Consider the following 24487-nt stretch of genomic DNA (forward strand, 5'->3'; position numbering starts at 1 on the left):
GAGGGGGAGCGCGTGGAACAGCATCATTTAGGATTCTTCCGCCGCTATATCCAGACCCCTCTGCAAGGGCTGTTTGCCTCGACTTCTCAAGGCGAGATGCACAGCGAGGCTTTGCTCCGACACACCATGCGCGAGGCCCGCAAAAAAGTAGCGTGGGAGACCCCACTGCGTGACGTGCGCTTCGTGGTGATCGATACAGAGACGACCGGGTTCCAACCTGGCGATGATGCGTTGCTTTCCGTCGGTGCCGTAGAAGTGTTGGGCAGCACGATACAGGAACGAACTCTGCATTCGTTGGTGCGTCCCGACCCGATGCAGAGCATCCCGCAGGCGGTGGTCGAGTTGACCGGAATTCGTGATGAGGATGTGCAGAACGCGCCGCCCCTGCGCGACGTGATGCTGTTGTTCTTGCAGTTCGTCCACGACGCCGTGCTCGTCGCCCACCACGCCGGGCATGATCTGCGCTTCCTGAACGCTGGGCTGAAAAAAACCTACAAAGCCCACCTCCCCCATCGCGTCCTCGACACCGTTGATGTCGCGCGCTGGCTCCACCCAGACTTGCCGTCGTATGCGCTGGATGACTTGCTCACGCTCTACAACATCCCCGTGCGTGGTCGGCATACCGCGGATGGAGACGCGCAGATGACCGCCGAACTGTGGCATTGCTTGATCGAGCAAGCACTGGCGCGCGAGGTGTCGACGCTCGGGGAGTTCATCGAGCAGGTGGTGCTCTCCAAGCGGGCTTGAATGGAAAAAAGCGGGCTTCCACATTTGTGGTAGCCCGCTTTTTTGGTGTGCGCGGATGTAAAAAAAGGGAAGCAGCCCCGACGGGCTACTTCCCTTTTTGGCTTAGCGGTGGAGCGTGTCGGTGTGCGCGGAAGCCGCACGTGCTCGTTCCCACTCTGCGTCGTCCTCGATATCGCAAAGGGTGTACCAGTCATCGCCGAGGTCGATGAGTTTCAACAGGTAGCCCTCACGCTCTGGTGAAAGTCGTTGGGCGAGGATGTACTTCGTCTCCTCTGCTTCAAACAGCTTGGCAATGTCATAGTCATAGACCCCATGATCCGTCACTTCGAGGTGCAGTTGCTGACCGACCAAGTTATGTAGGTTCTCCTCCATCAATCCGATCTCGTTTCGCATGCGATCCTCTCCTCTCCCCCTGATCATACCAAAAAACACCGCTTCGCCGCGAGGGGCGAGAGCGGTGCTTTTTAGCGTGTCCGTCGCAGGGGCAGTAAACTGACGCATCCCGCCTCCTGTAGCGCTCGTAGGTTTTCGATGCGTTCGATGGGAACATGTTGCGCGGGGTGGGTCAGCCCGTAGTAGGTCAGCAAGTGACGCTCCCGGTAGCGAAGCAGTTGCTTCTCCACATTCAGTTGGCGATGGGCTTGGTGGTGGCACGTGTTGTCAAGGCAGATGCCGTTGTCGGCGGTGCCGAGTCCACCCTTGGCACGAGGAAGGATGTGGTGCACCTCTCGCCCTGGCTTGCCGCACAGAACGCACCGCTCCCCGTCTCGCTCGCGGATGTGTGCGCGAACGGCCGCGTTGAAATCGTTGTGTCGCATCATCTCCGCCCGTTGTTCACGCGTCTCACGGCGCGTGGTCGTCCGTTCGGCCATAGGGTTAGTCGCGAATTTGCAACAGGGCGGCACCGATCACGCCTGCATCGTTGCCAAGTTCAGCCAGACGGATCGCTGTACCTGCGGTGACACGCGGCAATGCATAGCGGGCAAATGCATCCTTCAGCGGGTTCAGCAACGCATCCCCAGCTGAGGAGACACCGCCGCCGACGACGATGACTTGCGGGTTCAACGTACACCCGATGTTCGCCAATGCGAAGCCCAGACGGTCGATGGCGTAGTACACCACTTCCTGTGCCACACGGTCGCCGCGTTCCGCATGCTCGAACACAGCACGGGTGCTGAGGTTCTCCACTTCCTTGAGCGAGGTGCTCTCTCCTGCGAGACGATCCTGTGCCAGCGCGAGGATGCCGGTCGCCGAGGAGATCGTCTCCAAGCAACCGAGTCGCCCGCAATTGCAGCGTCGGCCATTCGGTTCGATCGTGATGTGTCCGATCTCGCCCGCCATGCCATTTGCCCCGTGTACGATCTTGCCATCGACGAGCAATCCGCCGCCAACACCTGTGCCAAGCGTTACAAACAGAGCATCAGAGAAGCCTTTGCCGCCACCTGCCCATGTCTCGCCAAGACCTGCAGCGTTGGCGTCGTTCTCCAGCGCGATCGGCACATGCTCACCGAGACGCTTTTTCAACTCTTGCAGCAGTTCAACGTTCTCCCAACCGAGGTTGACGGCACGCTCGACGAAGCCGGTCGAGAAGTCGATGAATGCCGGAACCCCAACACCGACACCTGCCACTTCGTCAAAATTCCAACCCGCCAGCCCCGCGAGGTCGCGTGCAAATTCTGCCATGCGGTCGAGCATGTGTGCAGTGCCTTGCTCCGATTCGGTCGGACGCTCCTCTTTTACGACGATCGTTCCGTTTTCCAAGACAGCCGCACCCTTAATCGTGGTGCCACCAACGTCGAGTCCAATCCATTTGCGCATCTCTCCGTACCTCCTATGTAAAAGAACGCCACATGGGGACTACCCTGTGGCGTTGTTGTCAATTCTCAAAGGTCTTACTTGCCAAAGTGCTCGACAATCGTCAGCACATACATCGCATGTGACCAAGTCAGCGGAACGACCCAACCCGGGCCCCCGTGGTTTTTGTCGACCTGCTCCGGCAGGAGGCCGGTCTGGGTCTGGTTGTCGAGCACCCATTCAAGCACTTCGCGCACTGTGGCTGCATCACCGCGACGGTTGGCATCGAGTGCCAGCCACAGCGAGCAGAGCACCCACGGGTTGCCGCCTGCATAGATGTCATTTTCGTAGCGACGGATGCCGCCGACACCTTTTTGCGTACACAGCTCGCGCACAGATTCCGCCGTCGCAACGACTGACGGGTGCTCGGCGTCAAACAGCGCAAACGGGTACGACATGCCCAACAAGGAAGCGTCTACAATTGTATCATAGTCTGCAACGGCCCGGTCGTACCCATGCTCATCCTGAACGATGTGTACGCCTAGTCCAGCTTCCTTGCGCACGTTGAACTCCTCCGGCGAGAGGTAGAGATTGATACCACGGTACCAACTCTGCTTGTGCTCGTTAAACAACTTCTCGACTTCGCCGCGAATTGTCTCACCCGCTGTGCGGTATTGCGCCGCTTGTTCCGCATGTCCGAGTTGGTGAGCCGCGTCTGCTACAGCAAACAACGAGGCGGCCACGGCGGCCGAGGAGTAAGTGTGCTGAGCGAAGCGTTCCTCCCACAGGTCCATGCTCGCTCGCGGCATGCCGTTGTCCGCGAGGGTGGCGAGCAGATGGTTTGCACCGCGCTCCATCGAACTCCAGCAGGATTGCAAGAATGCCTCGTCTCCGGTGATCAGGAAGTGTTGCCACATCCCCCAGAGGATCGAAGCCGGTTCGTCCGCTTGGTAGCCCCACGCAGGTGCGAGGTCGCCGTTCATATAGTGACGGTGGTCCCAAGAGCCGTCCGCATCCTGTGCCTGCATCGCCCACTCGTAGAACTTGCGTCCGATGTCGTGGTAGCCTGCCATGTCGATCGCTGTGGTGATGTAGCCGGCGTCACGCCCCCAGCAGTAGCCATAGCCGCCGCATTGGGTGTAGAACGGGTCGAACTCCGGTGCTGCGATCAGGCCGCCATGCACGGCGTCTGCCATCAGCGAGAACACCAACAGCGAGCGGCGATACATCACATCGACCGCCTCATTCCCCGTGGCGATCTGACGACCGCGCGCGAGGAAGTCCTGTGCAGTTTGCGTGGCCTGCGCACGCAGCCCTGCCGCTCCCATCGCGCGTGCATGGGTCAGTGCCTCGCCCGCCTCGTCACGGTTGGAACCAAAGGCGATCAAGACCGGGAAGGTAACCGTCTCACCTGGTTGTACAGTTGCAGTGAACACCTGCGCGCCGTCCGAACCAAGCGTCGAGGTGGGGCCGCCGTACCCGTTTAGACGACGAGTATGTAGGTGGCTGGATACGTTGCCGACTTGGAACCCAAACGGACGATCCGCACCGCCGATCAACGTCCAATACTTGCGGCGATAATGACCGATCGCGTGGAACTGGTTGTCATAAAGCACCGATTGGTAAATCGGGCTCTCTTCCATATGGAAGTCGGTCAGATACAACAGATCGACTTCCACCGTCTCGCCCCCGTTGTTGGTGACGAGGTATTCACGCACGATCACATCGAGATCTGTTGCGACAAAATCGTAGGAACGAACAGCGAACGGCAGTTGAGCAGAGCTGTAGGTGGTTTCCACGATGTTGGTGTCTGGCACGTAGCGTTGTTGATGTGTGAAGCTGTTCCCGCTGAGTGGATAGTGGGTTGTGTCACCATTCACGCGCAGCGCAGCCTCGGTTTTGTTGATATGTTGGGCATAATCGATCGTCGGCCAGAAGGCACGCACCAACTCACCCGTTTGCGTGAGGCAAGCCAAGATGCGTCCGTTGCCGATCACGGAATCGATGAGGTAGGGTTTTTGCTGAATAGCGGTCATGTAGCATCTCCCTTTTGCATGAAAAAGAGTCACCCCCTGATCAGGGGGAGTGACTCTTTTGTTTGAGATTAGAATACCGTTTGTTCGGTCTCGGTGTTGAAGATGTGGATCTTGTCGATATCCAGTGCCAAGGTGAAGTTCATGCCCGGCTTGACAGCGGTGCGCGCTGCAACACGCGCAACGAAGGATTGACCTGCTGCTTGCAGGTAGACGTATGATTCGGAACCCAAGTTTTCCACAACTTCGACGTTGGCATCTACTTTGGAATCCGGGAAGGTTTCGAGGAAGACCGGCTCGTCGTGGATGTGCTCCGGACGAATGCCGAGCGTGACCGGCTTGCCGACGACGCCAGCTTCGCGCAGTGCAGCTAGGCGACCCTCCGGCAACTTGATGTTCAGACCCGGTGCGCGGAAGAACAGCGAGCCTGCCTCTTCCGCGAGGTCACCCTTGATGAAGTTCATCGACGGAGATCCGATGAAGGACGCGACGAAGATGTTGTTCGGGTGGTTGTAGATTTCGGTCGGGGTGCCGACTTGCTGGATGATGCCATCCTTCATGACGACGATCCGATCGCCCATCGTCATCGCTTCGGTTTGGTCATGGGTGACGTAGATGATGGTGGTTTGCAGACGTTGGTGCAGTTTCGCGATCTCGGCGCGCATCTGTACGCGAAGTTTTGCATCCAAGTTGGAGAGCGGTTCGTCCATCAGAAAGACTTGCGGTTCGCGGACGATGGCGCGGCCCAGTGCAACACGCTGACGTTGACCGCCAGAGAGGGCTTTGGGTTTGCGGTCGAGCAGATGCACGATGTCGAGGATCTTCGCCGCATCACGGACGCGACGGTCGATTTCCTGCTTGTCGATTTTGCGCAGTTTCAGACCAAATGCCATGTTATCGTAGATGTTCATGTGCGGGTACAGCGCATAGTTCTGGAAAACCATCGCGATGTCGCGATCCTTCGGGTGTACATCGTTGACGACACGGTCGCCAATGATCAGTTCGCCATCCGTAATTTCTTCGAGACCTGCGATCATTCGCAATGTGGTGGATTTCCCACAACCAGACGGGCCGACCATGACCACAAATTCGCGGTCTTCGATGTCGAGGTCGAAGTCCTTAACTACGACAACGTCGCCAGTGTACCGCTTATATACGTGCTTGAGTTGTACGCGTGCCATAAGAGAGTCACTCCTTAAGCCAAGATTTGTTATCTCTAGTGTAACTTGTACAGGTCGTTCCTACCATTGGGCATGTTCAACAAAACGGTCTCGTACATTTTGTTCAACGTGCCCGACGAAGGGTGAGCGCCAACCAGAGCGTCCACGCGGGCAGCGGCTGACGAACATCCAAGTGGGTCAGTTCGGAGATCCGATCGAGGCGATAGTTCAGCGTGTTGCGGTGGATGTACAGGGAACGGGCAGTATCGGCGACCTGCTGACCGTGTTCCAAGAAAGCGAACACCGTCTCGCGCAATTCGGTCGACAAGCCGCTGTACACCTCATCGGGCAAGATTTCTTGCAAGAAGTGTGCTTGCACCGTTTCAGGCAGGCCTTGGAACACGCGCGCCAAGCCGAGGCGGTTGAAGTTGTGAACCCGCTCCTTGCTCCGGTACACCCGTCCAGCGTCGAGCGCAAACTGCGCCTCCCGTCGGGACTCCGGCAAGCTCGTCCACATCTGAACAGGTGCGGACACCCCTGCGCGGAACAAGGAGTACAACTCCGTTCCCAACGTGTCCAACCAGCCAGACACTTCCTCTAGAAAAACGCCTTCCACGGCGTTTGCGACTTCCAACGGCTCCTTCGATCCTCGTCTGGAATCTGACCCTGAATCAGGTTCCAGAGGAACCAATAGGTAGATTCGGTTGTTTCCTTCCGTTTCGATGATGCAGTCCTGCGCGGTGACCAGTTCACGTAAAATCTCTACGGCGTCAACTAGCTCCGTCTCAACCCGTTCCCCCACCGCCACCTCGATGGCGACGACAAAGGCGCCCGTCTGTGCGATCCAGCCCATTTTTTCAAGCGCTTCTGCAAGCAGCGGCCCGTCTGTCAACTCCGCGCCTCCGAGCCAGCGCTTGACCCGTGCGCGGTAAATATCCTGCTCTCGATCTGCCCATTCAGGGACCAATAGTTCCAACAAGGCCCCCACCGTCGGAGGTAAATCCGCTTCCGCTACCAGCAAGACCATCTGCTCGTCCAGCGGAATCGACCAGTTCCCCGCATGACGGAGAGGCCATTCCCCATGCGGGGAATGACCTTTTTGCACCGTGCCATAGGGAAGCAGGATTTCCGCCAATCGTTTGTTATCGATCATCGAGGACCCTCCCAAACTCATGCCTGCGTTGTTGCAGATTCCAATTGGGCTTGTTGCTCTTCCTTGGATTGCGAAGGCACGAAGCCCATTTTCTCCCACTTGCGACTCCGCCAGCGCCAGAGCATGAACAGTCCACGGAACCACTCGTCTACGGTAAACGCGATCCACATGCCGAGCAATCCGAGGCCATAATGGATGCCGAGCAGATACGCAAGCGACGCCGAGATGCCCCACATCGACAGGATGCCCATGTACACAGGGAACTTCGCGTCTCCTGCCGCCCGCAGTGCCGCGATGACGACGAGGTTGTACGTCCGGCCTGGCTCCAGAATCAGCGTCATCAAGATCAACTTCGACCCCATCGAGATGATGGACGGGTCGTCGGTGAAAAAGCCCATCAGTTGTTCCCGGAAGATGGAGAACACCCCCGCCATGCTCAGCGAGACGAGAAATGACAGTTTCAAGCTGCGCATACAGGCTTGGTAGGCGTCTTCCTTTTGCCCGGCTCCGACGAAGTGACCGACCATGATCTGTGTGGCCTGTGAGACGGCCAGAGAGAACATGAACACGAACATCATGATGTTCTGCGTGTACACTTTGGTCGTCAATGCCGCCGTGCCCAGCATCGAGATGAAGTACGTGATCAGCAATTGCGAGGCATTGTAGGACAAGTTCTCCCCTGCCGCCGGCACACCGATGCGCAAGATGCTCATCAACGCATAGCGCGGGAACTTCAGCAACACGCGGAACGGCAGGTCGCCATTGACCCGCTTATACAACAGAATTGCGATGGCGACCAAACCCAGAGTACGGGACACCGAAGTCGAGATCGAGACTCCCGCGACCCCCAACACCGGCATACCAAACGGTCCGAACAACAGCAGGTAGTTCCCGGCCACATTCAGCACGTTCATCCCGATCGTCACGTACATGGCATCGCGGGTAAACCCGTGGCTGCGCACGATCGAACCGATCGTCATCATCACCGCACCGACAAAGGAGAACCCGCCGACGATGTGTACAAACTGCATCGCAAAATCTTTTAATTCCGGTGGCAGACCCATCATACGCATGAACAGATCGCCAAATAAATACAACACCGCACTCAGGAGCAAGCCGAAAATCAAATTCACAGCGATCGCAACGACAGCAACCTCCGACGCTTTTCGATGTTCGTTGGCCCCGAGGAATTGTGAAACGACAATCCCTGACCCCATCGCGACAAAACCATACAAGACGATGACGATCCCCAGCAACTGATTCGCGACCCCGACCGCCGCTACAGCATCATCCGAATAACGACTCAGCATCAACGTGTCGGCGTTTCCCATCAACATTTGCAGTGTAATCTCGATGAAAATGGGCCAAGTCAACGCAAACAGTGAAAACTTGCGTGCCATTTCCCCTGAATTATTCACGTTATCTTCCTTTCCACGTCCAAAGATCAAGGCACCCCCAGTATACACGGAATTTGTCAGAACAGGTATCGGGAATGCCTATTTCCCCGGAAATATGTCGAAACAAAAAAGTCACCTGCGCGGTGACTTTCATGTACTCGTATCCAATTGTATGATCCTATGCTTGAGGCGCTTGGGTCAATGCCGCAAATTTTTCCTCGTCCAGCCCGAGAATCAGACCATCGGCCGTTTTTACAATCGGGCGTTTGATCAGCGTCGGTTCGGTCGCGATCAATTCCGCGAGTGGCTGTTCTTCCATCGCGTACAAGTCCGCTTGGCGTTCTTGGTACACCGGCGAGTTCGGACGCAACAAGTCGTGGACTTTTAGCCCCAGAGCGCGGGCGATTTCGATGATTTCCAGCGCGGACAACATGTTTTCTTCGAGGTTGCGCTCGTTTTTTTCGGTGCCTGCGAAAATTTCGCGGGTTTTCTTGCTCTTGCTACAAGTCGGGTGGTAGATCAATTCGATCATGAGTCTGCCTCCATTTGTTTGGTTTCTTCTACTATAGCAGAACATTGCACTTCCCTAGTATGAACTAGCAAAAATGGGCATAGACTGCAACCATGAAGATCTCCAACAAGGAGTGCTGCCCTATGAAAAAAGACAAGCAAACAGACCTCATCCTCGCCTTCATCCAAAAGCGCATCTGTGAAGACACGCTGCGCAAATCCTTGAAAAAAAAGCAACTAGCTTCCCTCAAATAGCTTCAACCCAAAAAGCAACCCGCCCTCTCGGCTGGTTGCTTTGCTGTTTATTCCCGCACGATCTTCTTCAACAGTTCATCGCTCACATCATAATAGGAAGACTTCACGAGCACCAACGCTCGTTTGTCCAAGTGCGGTTTCAACAACTGATACGCTTCCTCCAGATCCTGTGCGTGCAGGACTTGCTGCGGGTTCATCCCAGCTCGCAACGCACCTTCCCCGATCACTTTGGCGTCCGGGCCACGCGTGATGAGGATCTCGATGCCCTTCTCCACCGCCAGTGCCCCGATCTTGCGACTCTCCTCGTCGAATTGCTCCTCCAGGTCATCTGTCAAACGGCCGAGGACCGCGATCTTCCGCCGCCCGTTCGCAATCTCCTGCATCACATGCAACGCCGATCGCGCCGAAGTCGGGTTGGAACTCCACGAATCATCGAGGATCGCACTCCCCTGCACCCCTTGCTTCAATTGGAGGTGTCCCGGCAGATGCTCGAAAGATTTCAAACGCTCGCCCGCTTCCCGGATGCCCATCCCCGCCGCATACGCCCCTGCGATCGCCGCCAACGCATTGTACACGTTGGGCTCACCAAATCCCGGCACGAACAAAGCATGTGACAGTCCACGAAATTGCAACGTGAACTCCATCCCGCCCTCACCATAGCGTATCGCCACGGCGCGGAAGTCCGCCCCGCGCGACGTGCCAAAGCTGTACTGCAAGCCTCGAAACCCAGAACGGTCGATCTTCGCAATGTTCTCGTCGTCCGCGTTGTAAATCAACGTCCCCGCAGGCTCGATGATGTCCAGCAGTTCCGCCTTGCCTTTGACATAGTTCTCAAACGTCCCACAGCCTTTGAGATGATCGAGTCCGATGTTGTTGAGGATGCCGATCGTCGGTTGAAAATACTTGCCGCTGTCGTGGAGATCATCCGGATAAGTCGCCACCCCCGTCTCAAAAACCGCTACGTCGGTGCTGTCATCAATCCCCAGCAGATACCCGAGGTTGAAAGCGGACGCGTTGCGGCTGCGCACCGTCGCCTGCACGGTGTACGAAGCGCGAAAGAGATGTGCGATCATCTCCTTGGTCGTCGTCTTGCCACAGGTGCCGGTGATCGCGTAGACCGGGATCGAAAAGCGCTTGCGGTAGCTGTCCACGAAGTTCCAGTACGCCGCTTGGATGTCGGGCACTTTTACGACCGTCAACTTCCCCCAGTCCTCCGGCGTGCCTTCCCGTTTTTGCAGCACGATCACCGCATCCGAGTAGCGCTGATACTGCGCCCAATCCAACGCCTCACGTCGGCGCGTGCGCAACAGCAGCGTTCCACCGCGCAGTTTCTTGGGTTGGGTGACCACATTTTGAATGGTCATGTCCGTTTTCCCATGCAAAACTTGATAGGGGGTCGCCCCCAACAGTTCGTGCAGTCTCAAGGGTTTCAAGTCTCACAACACCTCCGTACGACTAACCTTCCTCCTCTATCCTATGACTCCACGACTTCGCTTGCACCAGACGACCTGCAAAAAAAACCACGCACCTCACGATGAGGTTGCGTGGTTTTTTCTAGATCAGGTTGCTTACTTGCCGTACTTCGCCAGCTTGTCGAGTTCAACGTTGACTTTGCCATGCAGTTCGGTCGCGAGGTCCTTGTTGCCTGCTTTGACAGCGTCCAACAGCGCTTGTGCGTTGGTCAAGACCGATTTCGCCGCTTCCTCGCCGAGTGCTTTCGGGAGGTCGGTTTCCACGACGCTCAGGAACAGTGCGCCTTCCAGAGCGGTGATCGATGCTTTGTCCTTGCCCCAGTTCGCAAACATTTGCTTGTACTCATCCTGCGCGGTGAGTGCGAACGCACGAACGTAGGCTTTGTTGATCTCGTCGCCCTTGATCGATTTCGCATCCGTTGCCAGGTCAAACTTGCTGTTGATCAAGTCCGCGTCCGCTTTGTCCGGGCCTTCCAAGTAGGTTTTCAGCGATTGGAAGAACGCCCAGCCTTCTGCTTGAGCCGCTTTCACATCTTCCTTGGTCGAAGCATCTGCAGCCAGTTTCTCCACTTTGTAGCCATAGCCTTTTCCCGCGCCCGATGCGAGGTAGAACGCCTTCATCAGCGACTTGTCAGCCACTTGCTTGGACAGGTTGTATTCGAGGTTGTTGCCTGCGTCGACCGCTTTGTTCATGCCATCGAACGCGCCGGTGATCGCCGCGACCAACTGCGTGCCGTATGCGGTGTCGCGCTTTTCGACGAAGCTTTTGAGCAAGCCGTCAAAATAAGCTCTGCCTTCCGCCAGTTCGTCCTTGGCTACCTTGGTGTCTTTGAACTTTTCATTCGCTTCTTTGAAGTCATGACGCAAGGAGAGGAAGAATACTTTCTGCGACAGCTTTTCCGTCAATTGTGCGACTGTCAGCGCGGTGAACTTGCCGTCTTGCCCGGCTTTGAGCGCGGCTTCGATCTGATCGGAGATCGTGTCGTTGCTCTCTGCATCGCGAGCGGCGACCAACGGTTTGACTTCGTCCGTGTACAACTTGGTCGCTTTCGCCCAGTCGACTTTGCCGCCGTCCTTGCCTTTGTTCAGTTCAGCAACCAGATCTTGCACACCCTTGGTGTAGTCAGCCGGGCTTTTCTCTTGCTTGGTCTGCGCTTGGTCGGCCGCTGCCGTGGTGGTTGTGGCCGGCGCTGCCGTTTTGTCAGCTCCACAACCTGCGAGCACCAGTCCGAGTGCGATCGTGGCCGAAGCAAATACGTGTAAAGTTTTCATTATATGAGTACCCTCCATTGAGAACGATTATCATTTTCTATACACCCATCCTACCCCCATTGAGAACCGTTGTCAATTACCTACGCAAAAAAAAGCATCCCCGCCACTGGCGATGGATGCTTTTTTTCTAATAAGAACTACTTCTTGACCAGGCCGATTTCGACGAGGCGTTGGTGCAGGAAGTCGCCCGCGGTGATCGGCGGGAACTTCTGCGGGTTCTCCTCGGACACGCAGGACGGGATGACGTCCAGCACGCTCGCGGAGTACGGATGGACGAAGAACGGCATCGAGAAACGCGAGGTGTTCTCGCCTTTTGGGTTGACGACGCGGTGCGTAGTCGCCGGGATCACTTCGTTGGTGATCCGGGAGAGCATGTCCCCTGCATCGACGACGATCTGACCCTTGCCCGCTTCCACCGGCAGCCACTCGCCATCGTGGGTGAGCAATTCCAGACCAGACGCTGTCGCTTCGCAGAGCAGCGTGATCAAGTTGATGTCTTCGTGTTCAGCAGCGCGCACGGCGTTCGGGTCCATGTGCGGCTCCAGCGGCGGGTAGTGGATCATCCGCAACACGGAGTTGCCTTCGTGAATCATGTCGGAGAAGAAATTCGGACGCAGGTCCATGTTCATCGCCAACGCTTCCAGCATGTTGCGCGCGACGCGCTCCAGTTCGCGATAGAGCGAGAGCGATGCTTTGCGGAAACCTGCAACGTGTTGATCCGGCCAGACGTTTTCCGGGTAGTCTTCATAGAGAGCGTGGCCCTTCGGCAGCTCTTGGCCGACATGCCAGAATTCCTTCAGGTCGCCGACGGTGCGGTTCTTGGCGTGTTCCTTGCCAAAACCGGTGTAGCCGCGCTGACCTCCGGAGACTTGGCCATACTTGTCCTTCGTTTCGCGGTCAAGACCAAACAATTCCGCGATGTTGGAATAGTTCTTGGCGATCAGGTTCGGGTCGATGCCGTGGCCTTCGAGGATGATAAAGCCACAGTCCTTCAGTCCTGCGGTGAATTCCTCTGCAAAGCGAATCCGTTCTTCGAGCTTGCCATGCGTGAAATCCTTCAAATTAAGGGTGCGGATGATAGTCTGGCTCATGACAGCCTCCTTAGGGTTGTAAGCGCTTACTGCTCTCGAATTAAAATATTTCCATCTTAAATGTAACATGAAGGTAGGAGGTCTGACAACTGACCACCAGAGAAAAATCAGACTTGCTTGTACTAGAGAACATTGATATACTAATCCTTGTTGTATTTTTACCCTTGCTCCTACGGGGGCCAAAGTCCAAAAGGAGGGCTAAAGATGAGAGCCTATGAAACCATGCTGGTCCTGAAAGCGGACCTCGAAGAAGCAACTCGTGACTCCGTCATCGAGAAATACGAAGGCGTCGTTGCTAAGGAAGGCGGCACTGTTCTTCCGACCACGAAGCTCGGCAAGCGTCGTCTCGCGTACGAAATCAACAAAAACCGCGAAGGCTTCTACGCGCTGTTGAACTTCCAAGCGAACAACACCACCCCGGCTGAACTTGAGCGTCTGCTCAAGATCGACGAGTCCGTTCTTCGCTACCTGACCACCGTCAAAGAACAGTAATCCAAATTCCCGAACAACGAGGAGGAACGAATCATGGCTGAACAACGTGAACAACGCGAACATCGTGAACCGCGCGGCGGTTTCAACAAAAAGCGCCGTGGCAAGCGTCGCAAAGTCTGCAACTTCTGTGTAGACAAAGTGAAACACATCGACTACAAAGACATCGGTCGTCTCGGCCGTTACGTTTCCGAGCGTGGTAAGATCTTGCCGCGCCGTATCACGGGTAACTGTGCAGCTCACCAGCGCGCAGTAACCGTTGCGATCAAGAACTCCCGCATTGTAGCTTTGATGCCGTACACCACCGAAGTATAAGGTGTGCTTGCAAAAAAGGAAGTGGCTTTCGAGTCGCTTCCTTTTTTTATATTCATTTTCGGGCTCGACCCTTTGAAAATGTCGTTCTCTGTCGTATTGTGTAGTTGGGGGGATGCAAGCGATGACAACAACCATCGATCTGTTGAAGGATACCGTCGGCAAGCCACTGAAGCAAGCGCTCCAAGACCTCGGATGCCCAGCGTTGCCGATCGGGCTGTTCTCGGAAAAGCAAATCGCCTTTTTACGGGAAAGCATCACGGAGTTGCCGGCGGACGATCTCGAATTGGAACGTCTGATCTTGGGGGCGGCAACAACTGGAAAAGTGATTCGTTCGGGACAGACTCCGCTCGGGCAGAGTTTGTTTACGGTGCGTTTTCGTGTAAAAAAAGTCGCGTGTGTGATGACCTGGGCCTACTCGCATGATGAGTGGACCTTGCACCATGTCGATGCCGTACAGACGCGCGTGCGCGAGTGGAACCGGCTGATTTTTGGCGGGCTGGTCGGCTCGGTGCTGACGGCGCTGGTCACGTTCCTAGTCTGGGGCACTGGGTCGGGGGACCTCGTGGCCGAAGCGAAGGCGAAGGGCTACGTGGTCATGACGGAGCAGCAATATGAGGAGCAAGTACAGTCCAACGTTTCGGACTCCACGCAGCAACCCACGCAATTGGACAAGTCAGCGGGCGGCCAGCAGTCGTCTCGCTCTGACAAAGCGGCAACGCTATCCTTCACGCTACAAGATGGCGCACCGTTGGATGACTTGACCAGTTACTTACAGGATATCGGGCTGATTCAGGACAAGGCCGCGTTCAACCAAGTGTTGACCACGCGCGGTGTTGATACGTTGATCAAGCCCCAAACGTATACGTTCACGAAAGGGATGTCACTGGAGGAGATCTTGTCTGTGCTCCAAAACTGACATCCGCTGGAGAAGATCACTCACGAGCACGAGCCCCACGCGGGACTCGTGCTTTTTTGACGTTCACCTCCACATAATTCCAACCAGCGCAGGGAACGGTAACGACAAAGACTGGAAACGAGAGGAGGACATCCCTGTGCCTGTCATTGCTGCTATCGGAACTGCTGTCCCCCCACACACCATCGCGCAGACTGAGGTCCGGGACTTCGCACGCACCTTATTCGGCGACGCGTTTCGCGACATCGATCGCCTGCTCACAGTTTTTGCGTCTGCCCAGATCGAAAAGCGCCATCTCGCCGCTCCCATCGAGTGGTATACCCAAGACCATTCCTTTGCCGACAAAAACCGCCTCTACATCGAACAAGGAGTCACGCTCGCCACCACGGCCATCCACAATTGCCTCGACCAAGCGGGTCTCCAGCCGGAGGACATCGATCACCTCGTGTTCGTCTCCTCCACTGGACTCGCCACCCCCAGCCTCGACGCACACTTGTTCAACGCGCTCGGTCTGTCTCCAAACCTCAAGCGGACGCCGATCTGGGGGCTCGGTTGCGCCGGCGGCGCGGCTGGTCTCGCCCGTGGTTTTGATCTGGCCCTCGCCCATCCGGACAGCAAAGTCGTCGTCTGTGCGCTCGAACTGTGCAGCCTGACATTTCTGCGTGCCGACCGCTCGAAAAGCAATTTGATCGCCACCTCGCTGTTCGCCGATGGGTGCGCCGCGATGTTGGTGCTCGGAACTGAGGCTGCGAAAAGGCACCCCTCCCTCGTCGCGGGTGCGCCACGCGTGCTCGCCTCCCGTTCGACGATCTGGCCGGAAACGCTCGACGTCATGGGTTGGGAGTTGCAAGAGGCTGGCTTGAAAGTGATTTTTTCCAAGGACATCCCCTCCATTGTGGAGTCGAAGATCCGCCCGCAGATCGAGACGTTTTTGCAAGAGAGCGGCTTGGATCGAGCGGATATGAAGCGCTTCATCGCCCACCCTGGCGGCATGAAAGTCTTGCAAGCGTATCAGGAGGCGCTCGATCTGCCTGACGACCTGTTGCGCCACTCCCGCGACGTGTTGCGCACACATGGCAACATGTCGTCCTGCACCGTGCTGTTCGCGCTCGCCCGCGAACTGCAGGACGCCCATCAAGCGGGAGAGCACGGCCTGTTGCTCGCACTAGGCCCAGGCTTCTCTTGTGAGCAGGTGTTGCTGCGATGGTGACGTTTTTTGAAATCGTCTTCGCACTGGTGATCGCCCAGCGCCTCCTCGAACTGCTCATCGCCCGCCGCAATGCGCACTATCTCCGTGCGATCGGCGGCTACGAGGTCGGGGGCGATCATTATCGGTGGATCGTGTTGTTGCATGCCACGTTTTTCCTCTCTCTCTTCGGAGAAGTGGTCGAGCGCGGTCGACTCGACCAGCCGCCCTACCTGCTCCCATTTGCCGTGTTCCTGATCGCCCAAGCCTTGCGCATCTGGATTCTGCGGTCGCTCGGCAAGTTCTGGAACACGCGGATCTTTGTCTTGCCCGGCAGCGAGCCGGTCCGGCGCGGACCGTATCGCTTTTTGAAACACCCGAACTACACGGTCGTGGCACTGGAATTGTTCACGCTGCCGCTGGCGTTTGGCGCTCCGCTCACCGCTGTGCTGTTCTCACTCCTGAACATCGCGGTCCTGCGTGTGCGCATCCGTACAGAGGAACGGGCGTTGGCGGAAGTGACGGCCTATGCAGAGCAGATGGGAGATCTGCCGCGCTTCACCCCTTTTCGCAAGCCGTAACGCCGCCGTCTGGGTCAAAAAAGCTCTTCGCTGCACATGGCAACGAAGAGCTTTTTCACGGGAAGTCGTCTAGGATTCTGCAGGTGCCGCTTCCACGGCGATCTCGTAGGCGTCCAGCAGCGAGTCGAGCACGTAGCCTTCCGGGATGCCGACGAGCTCTTGGTGCTCGCCTTCCCCCTCTACCAACATCAGCAGCGTGTCTTCGCCGTCGACGAGCAACACATAGTTCTGGTCGTTCATCTCCAGCAACGCTTCCACACCGAACTCGCGCTCATGACCTTGCGCATCACGCACGACCATCACATCTCGCATCATCGTCAACACCTCCCAGCACTAGCGTTCCCGGAAAGGAGCAACTCAGTCGTGAATCTGCGCAAAAGCATCGGCTGGTGGATCATCGGGCTGTTTTTTCTCGTGCCCGATCTGAACTTGTTCCGCTTGGATCTGCACAGCGGGCACTACTATTGGATGACGAAACGCTTGTCGTATGACCAGCCCTTGCCACTTCTGTTGACGATTCTCTTGCTCGTCTTCCTCGTGCTCGGCCTGTCCACATTCCGAGCGCGGCTGTTCTGCACGGCGCTCTGTCCGCACAATACGCTCTCCAAAGGCTTGCGCTGGCTGGAGCAACACCGGCTCGACCAACCTGTCGCGATCGTGATGACACCGTTGATCGCGTTTACGCTGGTCTCGTATTTCTACGAACCGCACGACGCGTGGCGCGGGATCGTGTACGCCGAGTCGCCGATGGCGCTGGCGTTTTTTGCGGTGCTGTGCGTGTTCCTCGGCTGGTTGCTGCTGCGGTTGCGCTCGAAATTTTGCCAGCATGCTTGCCCCTACGGGTTCTTCCAACACCTGTTCACACCGGCGAATCCGACGCGGCTCGCCAAGACGCTGGTCGCCCTCGTGTTGGTGCTGCTCGCCGGGGGCATGACGGTGGCGGCACTCCGCACAAGCCGCTCCGAAGTATCGCTACAACAACTCTCCCGCGTGCAGACCGGGCAGAGTATGACCTATGTTTACAAACTGGGACTCACCAACAACAACCGCAAGTCCGCAGAGTTGTTCACGATCAAGTTCGATCCGGCTGGCCCGCAGCCGATCGGAGCAGGCATCCGGAATGGGCACACCGTCAATCCCGGTGCTACCGAGCAGCTGACATTTGCCTTGCGCACCACCGAACTGGCCACGGTACAGTTTGCCGTCTGCGCCCAGCGCGAAGGGATCTGCAAACCGTTCTCAACCACACTTTCCGGCCCATGAAAAAAGAGGACGACCTGTGGGTTCGTCCTCTTTTGACACGACCTATGCGACACGCCGGTTGCTCCACATCCCCGCCGCCGATGTCGCGAGGACAGCGATCACATGGAAGCCATACGCAGGCAAGGCCCACGGGGTAACCAGAGCGGAGACAAAGTTCTCCTCCAAGATCATCGAACACCCCGTCCAAGTGAGCACGGCGACACCTGCATACATCACCCACGCATAGCGCGACAACAAGCGCACGATCAAACCGCTCCCCCAGAGAATGCAGGGAATCGACACCGCGATCCCAAACATCAGCAGGAGCATGTTGCCTTTGGAGATGCCGACGACCGCGAGCACGTTGTCGATCGACACGACGAAATCGGCGATCACAATCACGTAGACAGCTTGCATCAACCCGCCGCCTCGACGCATGTCCTTCATCTGCTCATGGTCACCGAGCATCTTGTACGCGAGGTAGAGCAGGAAAAGCCCGCCGATCAATTTCAGGTACGGCGTGTCCATCAGCAGCACAGCGATGAGCGACAACACCACCCGCAGCCCGACCGCTCCCATCGTGCCCCAAAAAATCGCCTTTTGCCGCACGCCGTTCGGGAGATGGCGGGTCGCCAGCCCGATCACCAATGCATTGTCAACCGACAAGATCGCGGAGATCAACAGGATCTCCAACGCCAGCAATAGCTCTTGCACGTCCGCCCACCCCCTGCCAGTCTGTCCTCTACTACTCTATTCGGCGAGGGAGCGGAACATGCGAATCGCGTACTCACACCACTCGATCCACGTCTGCACATAGCGCATGCCAAAATTCAGGGTCAACACGTCACCGATCTGCTCCCGCGTCGGCGCATCGACCGCCGCTCCGAGGTTCTCAGTGCCCCAGTTCTGCATCGCGAACAGCACCTGCTCATAGTTCGCTTTGCTGGCTTCGAGGAATTCAATCGCCTGAGTAGGCGGGATCAGGTGAAAAAGCGAAACGCGCAGCAACGTTTCGTTTTTCATGCTGGGGTTCTTGGGCGCCTCCCCCATCCAGACGAGCAGGTCCTGTAGGCCCAGGTCGGTCAGCGCGTAAATTTTTTTGTCCGGTCGGTCCTGTTGTTCGACGAGCTGATGGGAAACCAACCCATCGCCCTCCAGCTTCTGCAACTCGCGGTAGATCTGGGTGTGGTGCGCGTTCCAGAAGTGGCTGATGTGGCTGTGGAACTTTTGCGTCAAGTCATAGCCAGTCAACTGCTCCTTCGACAACAACCCGAGCACTGCGTATCGTAACGCCATCTGGCATCCCTCACATCTTATGCTACAAAAGTTATACAAAATGATTGCAGTCCTGTCACATGGGTGCTAAGATAGGATTGCCAAATCATATGTGACTATACACATAATACTACAGCAGTAGAGAGGGTGGTACCATGAACTTTTTAACCCGCGTCTCGTTGAAGAATCCTGTCGCGATCTTCATCTTGTCATTCCTGCTGATCGTCGGGGGCTTGTTCTCCTTTCAGTCGCTGAAAGTCGATCTGTTGCCAAATATCGAGTTCCCGCAACTCTCGATTGAGGCGGTCTATCCGGGCGCCTCGCCACAGGACGTCGAAAAGCAAGTCACCAGTATCTTAGAAAAGCAATTCAAGGGCATCCAAGGCATCGACAAGATGTCCTCGCAATCGTTTGAATCGATTGCGCTGATCCAATTGCAGTTCCCATTTGGCACCAATATGGACGATGTGACCCAACAGGTGCAGAGCCTGATCACATCTGCGCAACTGCCTGACAGGGTCGAGCCGAAAGTCAACCGCTTTTCGTTTGGCTCGTTCCCGGTTCTGAATGCGGCAGTATTTGCCAAGGACGGTCGCAACGCTCAGGACGTGCTGGTCAACGACATCCAGCCGCAATTGGAGAAGATCCCCGGTGTGAACTCCGTCTCCATCGGCGGTACGGAGTCCGAGTTGGTCAACATCCAAGTCAACAAGGAAGCGGCGCTGAAAAAAGGGCTATCGCTGGCGAAGATTCAGGAGACGATCAAAGGCAAATTCGTCTCGATGCCAGCGGGTTCGGTCGTCAACGACTCGATCCTGATCCCGATCCGCGTTGAGGAAAAACTGCTCACCGTCGCCGATCTGGAGCAGATGCAACTCGACGTTCAAACTGCGCAACCCAGTACAGGTGCAGGCACCGGTGGCACTGGCATGGGCGCTCCTGGTGCTTCCAGCAACGTCGCTCCCGCACCCGTCCTGCTCCGCGACATCGCCACGATCAAAACCGAGACCTCGCGTCCGGAGATCACCCGCTTCAATGACAAGGAAGCCATCGCGCTCGCCCTGACCAAAAAGCAGGACTCCAACACCGTCGAAGTCGTGGACAGAGCTCGTACCATCCTCGATGCCAACCATGACAAAATTGACTACGCGATCGTGTTCGACCAAGCGGATGGCATCAAGAAATCGGTCAACTCGCTGATCCGTGAAGGCTTGCTCGGCGCGCTGTTCGCTTCACTTGCCGTCCTGCTGTTCCTGCGCAACATCCGGGCGACGATCATCGCCGTGCTCTCGATCCCGCTGTCGTTGTTGGTCTCCTCGATTTTCCTCGCCCAAGCGGGCATCACGTTGAACACCATGACGCTCGGAGGGATGGCGGTCGCCGTCGGGCGCGTCGTCGATGACTCGATCGTCGTCATCGAGAATATCTTCCGCCGCATCAAGCACAACCCGGAAGGTCTCGACAAAAAAGCACTCACCCTCGCCGCGACCCGCGAGATGCTCAAAGCGATCACCTCGTCCACACTGACGACGATCGTCGTGTTCCTGCCGCTCGGTTTCGTCGGTGGTGTCGTCGGCCAGTTCTTCCTGCCGTTTGCGCTGACCATCGTGTTCGCGTTGGCTGCTTCGCTGGTCGTCTCGATCACGCTGACGCCGCTGCTCTCGCGCTACTCATTTGCCAAACTCAAGCACGAAGAGACGGAAGGCAAGCTCCAACAGTGGTATGGTCGCCTGATCGACGCCTCCCTCCGCAAAAAGTGGGTGGTGTTCGCAGTCTGCATCCCGCTGTTGCTCGCCTCCTTCGGACTCGCTGGCAAACTCGGCTTCGTGTTCCTGCCCAACGAGAAGCAGAAAACGATCATCGCCAACGTCTCCCTCCCAGCCTCCACCGTCCTCGACAAGACCAACCAAGTCTCGCTGGATGTGGAAACCATGTTGCGTGGCCGCGCCGAGACCGTGCAATCGGTCTTTGTCGGCATCGGTTCCCGCGACTTCACCACCGGGCTGAAAAAGGAAAACACCTTCCAATACTACATCTCGTTGAAAGAGACGGCAGACACCACCGCCGAGGTCAACGCGCTCAACGAGCAGATCAAGTCGATCGTCGGCAAGACCTCCGACAAAGCCACGATCACGGTACAAGAGATGTCCTCTGGCGGCCCGCCGTCGAACAACAACATCGACATCGATCTCTATTCGAACGACCAAACCAAGCTCCTCGCCGCTTCCCGAGCTGTGGAAGACAAACTCAAGGAACATGCGGAGCTCAGCTATATCAAAAGCAATCTCTCCGATACACAGCGCCAATGGGTGATCAAAATCGATACCGACAAGGCGGCAACCTATGGCGTTTCTGGCTACACCGTGCTCGGCCTCACCGCCGACCAGACCCGCCCGGTCTCGGTCGGGACGCTGGCGCTCGACGGCAAGGATCGTTCTGTGCAACTTTCCTACGACAAACCGCTGGCCTCGAAATCCGAACTCGAAGACCTCACCCTGTTCGGCACCAAAGGTCCGGTCCAGCTCAAGCAGATCGCCGAAGTCCAAGAGATCGACGCCGTCTCTGCCATTCAGAAAAACGACGGCAAAGTCTTCGCCCGCGTCTCCGCGACCGTCGAAGGCACCAACGTCCAGCAAGTTTCGGCTGCTGTGCAACAGGACATCACAGACCACGTCAAACTCCCGGACGGCGTCTCGCTGGTCGCAGGTGGCGGTTCTGATGAGACGACCAAGACCTTCCAGCAACTCGGCCTCGCGATGGGTGTCGCGGTCGGTCTCGTCTACCTCGTCATGCTGTTCACGTTTGGCCAAGCGCGCATCCCGTTCATCATCCTGACCTCGCTGTTGTTCGTCCCAACCGGTGCCTTGATCGGTCTGTATGCGGCCGGTGAACCGATCTCGATCTCAGCGATGATCGGGGTGCTGATGCTGATCGGGATCGTCGTCACCAATGCGATCGTCCTCGTCGACCGCGTTGGGCAAAACCGCGACAACGGCATGCCGATTCGCGCCTCGCTGATCGAAGCCGGCAAGACCCGCCTGCGTCCGATCATCATGACGGCGTTCGCCACGATCTGCGCCCTGCTCCCGCTGGCGTTCACCGCAGCAGAAGGCAACCTGATCTCGCGCGGACTCGCTGTCGTCGTGATCGGAGGACTGACCACCGCTACGCTGCTCACGCTGGTGATTGTCCCGGTCATGTACGAACTGTTCTTCCGCCGTCAACACCGCAAGGAACAAGCACAGGTATAAAAATCCAGTAGAAAAAAAGGAAGCCCTCGGCGGAGGGCTTCCTTTTTTGTATGCCGATCAGATCCGATCAGATGCCTTTCTCGTTGAGCTCCTGCAAAAACGTATCCAACCACTCCAGCTCCGTCTGGTGATGGAGCCAGCCGTTTTTCAACAGGTGGCGGGTGCTCCAATGCGTGGGCTCGTCCTGCTGCGCCAAGCATTGGTTCAGGTGATCCAACTGTTTGGCGATCTGCTTGCGGCGCTTGTGCAAGGCTTTGCGAATCATCGGCGCATCGGCAAAGCGGGCAAACATCAACGCGGGGTACAAGGGGTGGTACTGCGGCGTTTCGGCCTCGAATTGCTTTTTGAGCAACTCTTGGAACCGCTCCCGTCCTTGATCGGTGATCTGGTAGACGGTCTTGTCAGGACGACGACTGTCGTGCACCACTTCCTTGACCGTGATGTCCCCGCGCTTGTGGAGCATCTCGAAGTTGTAGTAGACGGTGCCGATGTTCAGTTTGACCATCTGTTCCCACGACCGCTCCTTGAGCACCTGCATCACTTCATAGGGATGCAGGTCTTCTGAATAGAGCAGTCCGAGGATCAGCAGCGCTACCTGATTTCGTCCCTCTCTCACATCGATTGTTTTGCTTGCTGTTTGGCTTTGCGGGCGGTGTAGTTTTGCTCAGCTCGGTCACCAGCGACAATTCCGAATACTGCGCAAGCCAAGCAGAGACCCATGATCACGAGGAACACGATCGAGATCGAGTCACTGAGCGCAATCTGCAATTGATGGAAGACATCCTGCGGAATCATCGCTCGCGCTTGTTCAGAGAACAGCGCACGCGGGTCCTTGAGATGTTCCAGCTTGTCCGCCGGGATGGTCGTGCCTTGGAAGGCATCGGTGACCGCGTTTGCCATCTTGTTGTTGACGATCAAGCTGAGCAGCGAGATCCCGATCGCCATACCGATGTTGCGCTGGAAGGAGATCAGCGAGGACGCGATGCTGACTTGCGCTTGGGTGACCGTCCCTTGCATCATCGCAATCGGAATCGGGAACAGCGGGCCGAGACCGATGCCGAGCACGACCATCGAGATCACGACGTACAGGTTGGTGGAGTCCAAGTTTAGTCGAGACAACATGAACGCACCGCCCGCCATGATCAGCGAGGAGACAACTTGGATCGGACGATACGGCATGCGTTGCATCATCGCGCCTGCCGCGCCCGATCCGACGACCAAACCGATCATCATCGGTGTCACCAAGTCACCTGCTTTGGTTGCAGAACCGCCGATGACGCCTTGGATGAACAGCGGAATGTAGGAAGCACCGCCGAGCAGGATGGCGCCCATCAGGAAGGCCGAAGCGTTCGAAGAGACGACGCCGTTGTTTTTGAAGAGTTGCAGCGGGATGATCGGATCGACCGCGCGACGTTCGATGAAGAAGAACGCGATCAGCAACACAAGCGATGCACCCAACAGCGAGATGATCTGCCAAGAGCCCCATTCGTATTGCTTGCCAGCCGAAGCCAGGCCGTACATCAGGGCGAGAATCGACAGGGTCAGAGTAATCGAACCTGTGTAGTCGATGACGATCTTTTTGGATTTGTCGCGAACGGTGAGGTTTTTGTAGTAGACGAGGATGAGCAGGATCGCGACTACGCCGATCGGGACGTTGACGTAGAAGATCCAATGCCAGGAGAAGTATTCGGTGAAGTAGCCGCCGATCGTCGGGCCGATCGCGGAGGCGAGGCCAAAGATCGCGGAGAACAGACCTTGCATCTTGCCGCGCTGTTCAATCGGGAAGATCTCGATGATCATCGCGTAGGTGATCGGGAACATCGCAGCCGCACCGAAGCCTTGGATGGCGCGGAACGCGATCAGTTGTGACATCGTTTCGGACGTCCCGGAGAGATACGAACCGAGCACGAACACCACGAGACCCAACACATAAAACTGTTTCTTGCCGTAGAGGTCAGCGAGCTTGCCGAAGATCGGGATAAACGTGGTGGAAGTCAGCAGGTACGCAGAGAACACCCAGGAGAAGATGTCCAGCCCCCCAAGTTCAGAAACGACGGTCGGCATGGCAGTAGACACGATCGTGTTGTCCAGCGATGCCATCAACATCCCCAGCAACATCGCGGTGATGATCAAAGGTCTGTTGGAAACTTGCGGTTGACTCATGTTGAAGCCTCCAATCCTAATATTCAAATTTGAGTAACACTACAGGTATATCGTACTACAATCAACAACCAAGTTCATATGCCAAAAGTAAGAGATTAACTAAAAACGCTATATTGACAAGAATACGTTTTATAAATTAAAATAGGTATGCATTACAAATCATTCTCAATTTTCCGCACAATAGAAAT

Annotated in this window: 24 protein-coding genes; 8 read left to right on the forward strand and 16 right to left on the reverse strand. The window is 56.6% G+C overall.

Annotated elements, in window-relative coordinates; translation table 11 throughout:
• Positions 1 to 12: 12 nt before the first annotated feature.
• Positions 13 to 747 (forward strand): exonuclease domain-containing protein, encoded by a 735-nt coding sequence (locus C7459_RS09340; RefSeq protein ID WP_109688561.1) that lies wholly within the window; start codon positions 13 to 15, stop codon positions 745 to 747.
• Between the two features lie 102 nt (positions 748 to 849).
• On the opposite strand, the gene C7459_RS09345 is transcribed toward C7459_RS09340, so the two are convergent.
• From C7459_RS09345 to C7459_RS09395, 11 genes are all read right to left on the reverse strand, one after another.
• Positions 850 to 1140: a DUF1292 domain-containing protein gene (locus C7459_RS09345; RefSeq protein WP_170119383.1), complete on the reverse strand. Its 291-nt coding sequence runs from the start codon at positions 1138 to 1140 to the stop codon at positions 850 to 852.
• Between the two features lie 71 nt (positions 1141 to 1211).
• Positions 1212 to 1619: an HNH endonuclease gene (locus tag C7459_RS09350; RefSeq protein WP_109688564.1), complete on the reverse strand. Its 408-nt coding sequence runs from the start codon at positions 1617 to 1619 to the stop codon at positions 1212 to 1214.
• Positions 1620 to 1623: 4 nt separating this feature from the next.
• Positions 1624 to 2565: an ROK family glucokinase gene (locus C7459_RS09355; protein ID WP_109688566.1), complete on the reverse strand. Its 942-nt coding sequence runs from the start codon at positions 2563 to 2565 to the stop codon at positions 1624 to 1626.
• Positions 2566 to 2639: 74 nt separating this feature from the next.
• Positions 2640 to 4577: a glycoside hydrolase family 15 protein gene (locus tag C7459_RS09360; RefSeq protein ID WP_109688568.1), complete on the reverse strand. Its 1938-nt coding sequence runs from the start codon at positions 4575 to 4577 to the stop codon at positions 2640 to 2642.
• A gap of 68 nt (positions 4578 to 4645) precedes the next feature.
• Positions 4646 to 5755, reverse strand: coding sequence for an ABC transporter ATP-binding protein (locus tag C7459_RS09365; protein WP_109688569.1), 1110 nt, complete (start codon positions 5753 to 5755; stop codon positions 4646 to 4648).
• 103 nt (positions 5756 to 5858) lie between these two features.
• On the reverse strand, positions 5859 to 6887 hold the full coding sequence (locus C7459_RS09370; RefSeq protein ID WP_170119384.1) for a PucR family transcriptional regulator: 1029 nt from the start codon (positions 6885 to 6887) through the stop codon (positions 5859 to 5861).
• Positions 6888 to 6904: 17 nt separating this feature from the next.
• Entirely contained in the window at positions 6905 to 8287 is a 1383-nt protein-coding gene (locus tag C7459_RS09375; RefSeq protein ID WP_109688572.1) for an MATE family efflux transporter, read from the reverse strand.
• 175 nt (positions 8288 to 8462) lie between these two features.
• Positions 8463 to 8816, reverse strand: coding sequence for an arsenate reductase family protein (locus tag C7459_RS09380; RefSeq protein WP_170119385.1), 354 nt, complete (start codon positions 8814 to 8816; stop codon positions 8463 to 8465).
• A gap of 280 nt (positions 8817 to 9096) precedes the next feature.
• A complete protein-coding gene (locus C7459_RS09385; RefSeq protein WP_109688577.1) occupies positions 9097 to 10482 on the reverse strand; it encodes a Mur ligase family protein in 1386 nt (461 codons plus the stop codon).
• Between the two features lie 135 nt (positions 10483 to 10617).
• On the reverse strand, positions 10618 to 11793 hold the full coding sequence (locus tag C7459_RS09390; protein ID WP_109688579.1) for a hypothetical protein: 1176 nt from the start codon (positions 11791 to 11793) through the stop codon (positions 10618 to 10620).
• Positions 11794 to 11930: 137 nt separating this feature from the next.
• Entirely contained in the window at positions 11931 to 12884 is a 954-nt protein-coding gene (locus C7459_RS09395) for an isopenicillin N synthase family dioxygenase (RefSeq protein ID WP_109688581.1), read from the reverse strand.
• A gap of 204 nt (positions 12885 to 13088) precedes the next feature.
• Between C7459_RS09395 and rpsF the strand changes: the two genes are divergently transcribed.
• The 5 genes from rpsF (at position 13089) to C7459_RS09420 (ending at position 16368) form a co-directional block, all read left to right on the forward strand.
• Positions 13089 to 13376 carry a 30S ribosomal protein S6 gene (rpsF, locus tag C7459_RS09400; protein WP_109688583.1) on the forward strand — a complete coding sequence of 96 codons (288 nt, stop codon included), beginning with the start codon at positions 13089 to 13091 and terminating at the stop codon, positions 13374 to 13376.
• Positions 13377 to 13409: 33 nt separating this feature from the next.
• Positions 13410 to 13688 (forward strand): 30S ribosomal protein S18, encoded by a 279-nt coding sequence (gene rpsR / locus C7459_RS09405; protein WP_109688585.1) that lies wholly within the window; start codon positions 13410 to 13412, stop codon positions 13686 to 13688.
• A 121-nt stretch (positions 13689 to 13809) separates the two neighbouring features.
• Positions 13810 to 14604, forward strand: a complete 795-nt coding sequence (locus tag C7459_RS09410; protein WP_109688587.1) for an MltG/YceG/YrrL family protein — start codon at positions 13810 to 13812, stop codon at positions 14602 to 14604.
• A gap of 136 nt (positions 14605 to 14740) precedes the next feature.
• Complete coding sequence (locus tag C7459_RS09415; protein ID WP_109688589.1) at positions 14741 to 15811, forward strand: type III polyketide synthase; 1071 nt, start codon at positions 14741 to 14743, stop codon at positions 15809 to 15811.
• Positions 15805 to 16368 carry an isoprenylcysteine carboxyl methyltransferase family protein gene (locus C7459_RS09420; RefSeq protein WP_109688591.1) on the forward strand — a complete coding sequence of 188 codons (564 nt, stop codon included), beginning with the start codon at positions 15805 to 15807 and terminating at the stop codon, positions 16366 to 16368. Before C7459_RS09415 ends, C7459_RS09420 begins: the two co-directional genes overlap by 7 nt.
• 69 nt (positions 16369 to 16437) lie before the next feature.
• Here C7459_RS09420 and C7459_RS23280 read toward each other — a convergent pair whose 3' ends face one another.
• A complete protein-coding gene (locus C7459_RS23280) occupies positions 16438 to 16683 on the reverse strand; it encodes a DUF1292 domain-containing protein (RefSeq protein WP_170119386.1) in 246 nt (81 codons plus the stop codon).
• A 48-nt stretch (positions 16684 to 16731) separates the two neighbouring features.
• Between C7459_RS23280 and C7459_RS09425 the strand changes: the two genes are divergently transcribed.
• On the forward strand, positions 16732 to 17631 hold the full coding sequence (locus C7459_RS09425; RefSeq protein WP_170119387.1) for a 4Fe-4S binding protein: 900 nt from the start codon (positions 16732 to 16734) through the stop codon (positions 17629 to 17631).
• A 42-nt stretch (positions 17632 to 17673) separates the two neighbouring features.
• On the opposite strand, the gene C7459_RS09430 is transcribed toward C7459_RS09425, so the two are convergent.
• Positions 17674 to 18324 carry a TerC family protein gene (locus C7459_RS09430; protein ID WP_109688595.1) on the reverse strand — a complete coding sequence of 217 codons (651 nt, stop codon included), beginning with the start codon at positions 18322 to 18324 and terminating at the stop codon, positions 17674 to 17676.
• A gap of 36 nt (positions 18325 to 18360) precedes the next feature.
• Positions 18361 to 18906 carry a PadR family transcriptional regulator gene (locus C7459_RS09435; protein WP_109688597.1) on the reverse strand — a complete coding sequence of 182 codons (546 nt, stop codon included), beginning with the start codon at positions 18904 to 18906 and terminating at the stop codon, positions 18361 to 18363.
• A gap of 134 nt (positions 18907 to 19040) precedes the next feature.
• Here C7459_RS09435 and C7459_RS09440 point away from each other — a divergent pair, with 134 nt between their 5' ends.
• Positions 19041 to 22136 (forward strand): efflux RND transporter permease subunit, encoded by a 3096-nt coding sequence (locus C7459_RS09440; protein WP_109688599.1) that lies wholly within the window; start codon positions 19041 to 19043, stop codon positions 22134 to 22136.
• 67 nt (positions 22137 to 22203) lie between these two features.
• On the opposite strand, the gene C7459_RS09445 is transcribed toward C7459_RS09440, so the two are convergent.
• Positions 22204 to 22752, reverse strand: a complete 549-nt coding sequence (locus C7459_RS09445; RefSeq protein WP_109688601.1) for a PadR family transcriptional regulator — start codon at positions 22750 to 22752, stop codon at positions 22204 to 22206.
• Positions 22749 to 24299: an MDR family MFS transporter gene (locus tag C7459_RS09450; RefSeq protein WP_109688603.1), complete on the reverse strand. Its 1551-nt coding sequence runs from the start codon at positions 24297 to 24299 to the stop codon at positions 22749 to 22751. Before C7459_RS09450 ends, C7459_RS09445 begins: the two co-directional genes overlap by 4 nt.
• Positions 24300 to 24487 lie beyond the last annotated feature (188 nt).

The organism is Tumebacillus permanentifrigoris, from assembly GCF_003148565.1.
GTDB lineage: Bacteria > Bacillota > Bacilli > Tumebacillales > Tumebacillaceae > Tumebacillus > Tumebacillus permanentifrigoris.

Excerpts from the sequence above, each read along its gene's own strand:
- C7459_RS09410 (WP_109688587.1), top strand. The coding sequence starts at position 13,810 with ATGACAACAACCATCGATCTGTTGAAGGATACCGTCGGCAAGCCACTG.
- C7459_RS09450 (WP_109688603.1), bottom strand. The coding sequence starts at position 24,299 with ATGAGTCAACCGCAAGTTTCCAACAGACCTTTGATCATCACCGCGATG.
- C7459_RS09435 (WP_109688597.1), bottom strand. The coding sequence starts at position 18,906 with ATGGCGTTACGATACGCAGTGCTCGGGTTGTTGTCGAAGGAGCAGTTG.
- C7459_RS09365 (WP_109688569.1), bottom strand. The coding sequence starts at position 5,755 with ATGGCACGCGTACAACTCAAGCACGTATATAAGCGGTACACTGGCGAC.
- C7459_RS09350 (WP_109688564.1), bottom strand. The coding sequence starts at position 1,619 with ATGGCCGAACGGACGACCACGCGCCGTGAGACGCGTGAACAACGGGCG.
- C7459_RS09380 (WP_170119385.1), bottom strand. The coding sequence starts at position 8,816 with ATGATCGAATTGATCTACCACCCGACTTGTAGCAAGAGCAAGAAAACC.
- C7459_RS09375 (WP_109688572.1), bottom strand. The coding sequence starts at position 8,287 with ATGGCACGCAAGTTTTCACTGTTTGCGTTGACTTGGCCCATTTTCATC.
- C7459_RS09440 (WP_109688599.1), top strand. The coding sequence starts at position 19,041 with ATGAACTTTTTAACCCGCGTCTCGTTGAAGAATCCTGTCGCGATCTTC.
- C7459_RS09420 (WP_109688591.1), top strand. The coding sequence starts at position 15,805 with ATGGTGACGTTTTTTGAAATCGTCTTCGCACTGGTGATCGCCCAGCGC.
- rpsR (WP_109688585.1), top strand. The coding sequence starts at position 13,410 with ATGGCTGAACAACGTGAACAACGCGAACATCGTGAACCGCGCGGCGGT.
- C7459_RS09360 (WP_109688568.1), bottom strand. The coding sequence starts at position 4,577 with ATGACCGCTATTCAGCAAAAACCCTACCTCATCGATTCCGTGATCGGC.
- C7459_RS09395 (WP_109688581.1), bottom strand. The coding sequence starts at position 12,884 with ATGAGCCAGACTATCATCCGCACCCTTAATTTGAAGGATTTCACGCAT.
- C7459_RS09370 (WP_170119384.1), bottom strand. The coding sequence starts at position 6,887 with ATGATCGATAACAAACGATTGGCGGAAATCCTGCTTCCCTATGGCACG.
- C7459_RS09355 (WP_109688566.1), bottom strand. The coding sequence starts at position 2,565 with ATGCGCAAATGGATTGGACTCGACGTTGGTGGCACCACGATTAAGGGT.
- C7459_RS09345 (WP_170119383.1), bottom strand. The coding sequence starts at position 1,140 with ATGCGAAACGAGATCGGATTGATGGAGGAGAACCTACATAACTTGGTC.
- rpsF (WP_109688583.1), top strand. The coding sequence starts at position 13,089 with ATGAGAGCCTATGAAACCATGCTGGTCCTGAAAGCGGACCTCGAAGAA.
- C7459_RS09390 (WP_109688579.1), bottom strand. The coding sequence starts at position 11,793 with ATGAAAACTTTACACGTATTTGCTTCGGCCACGATCGCACTCGGACTG.
- C7459_RS23280 (WP_170119386.1), bottom strand. The coding sequence starts at position 16,683 with ATGATGCGAGATGTGATGGTCGTGCGTGATGCGCAAGGTCATGAGCGC.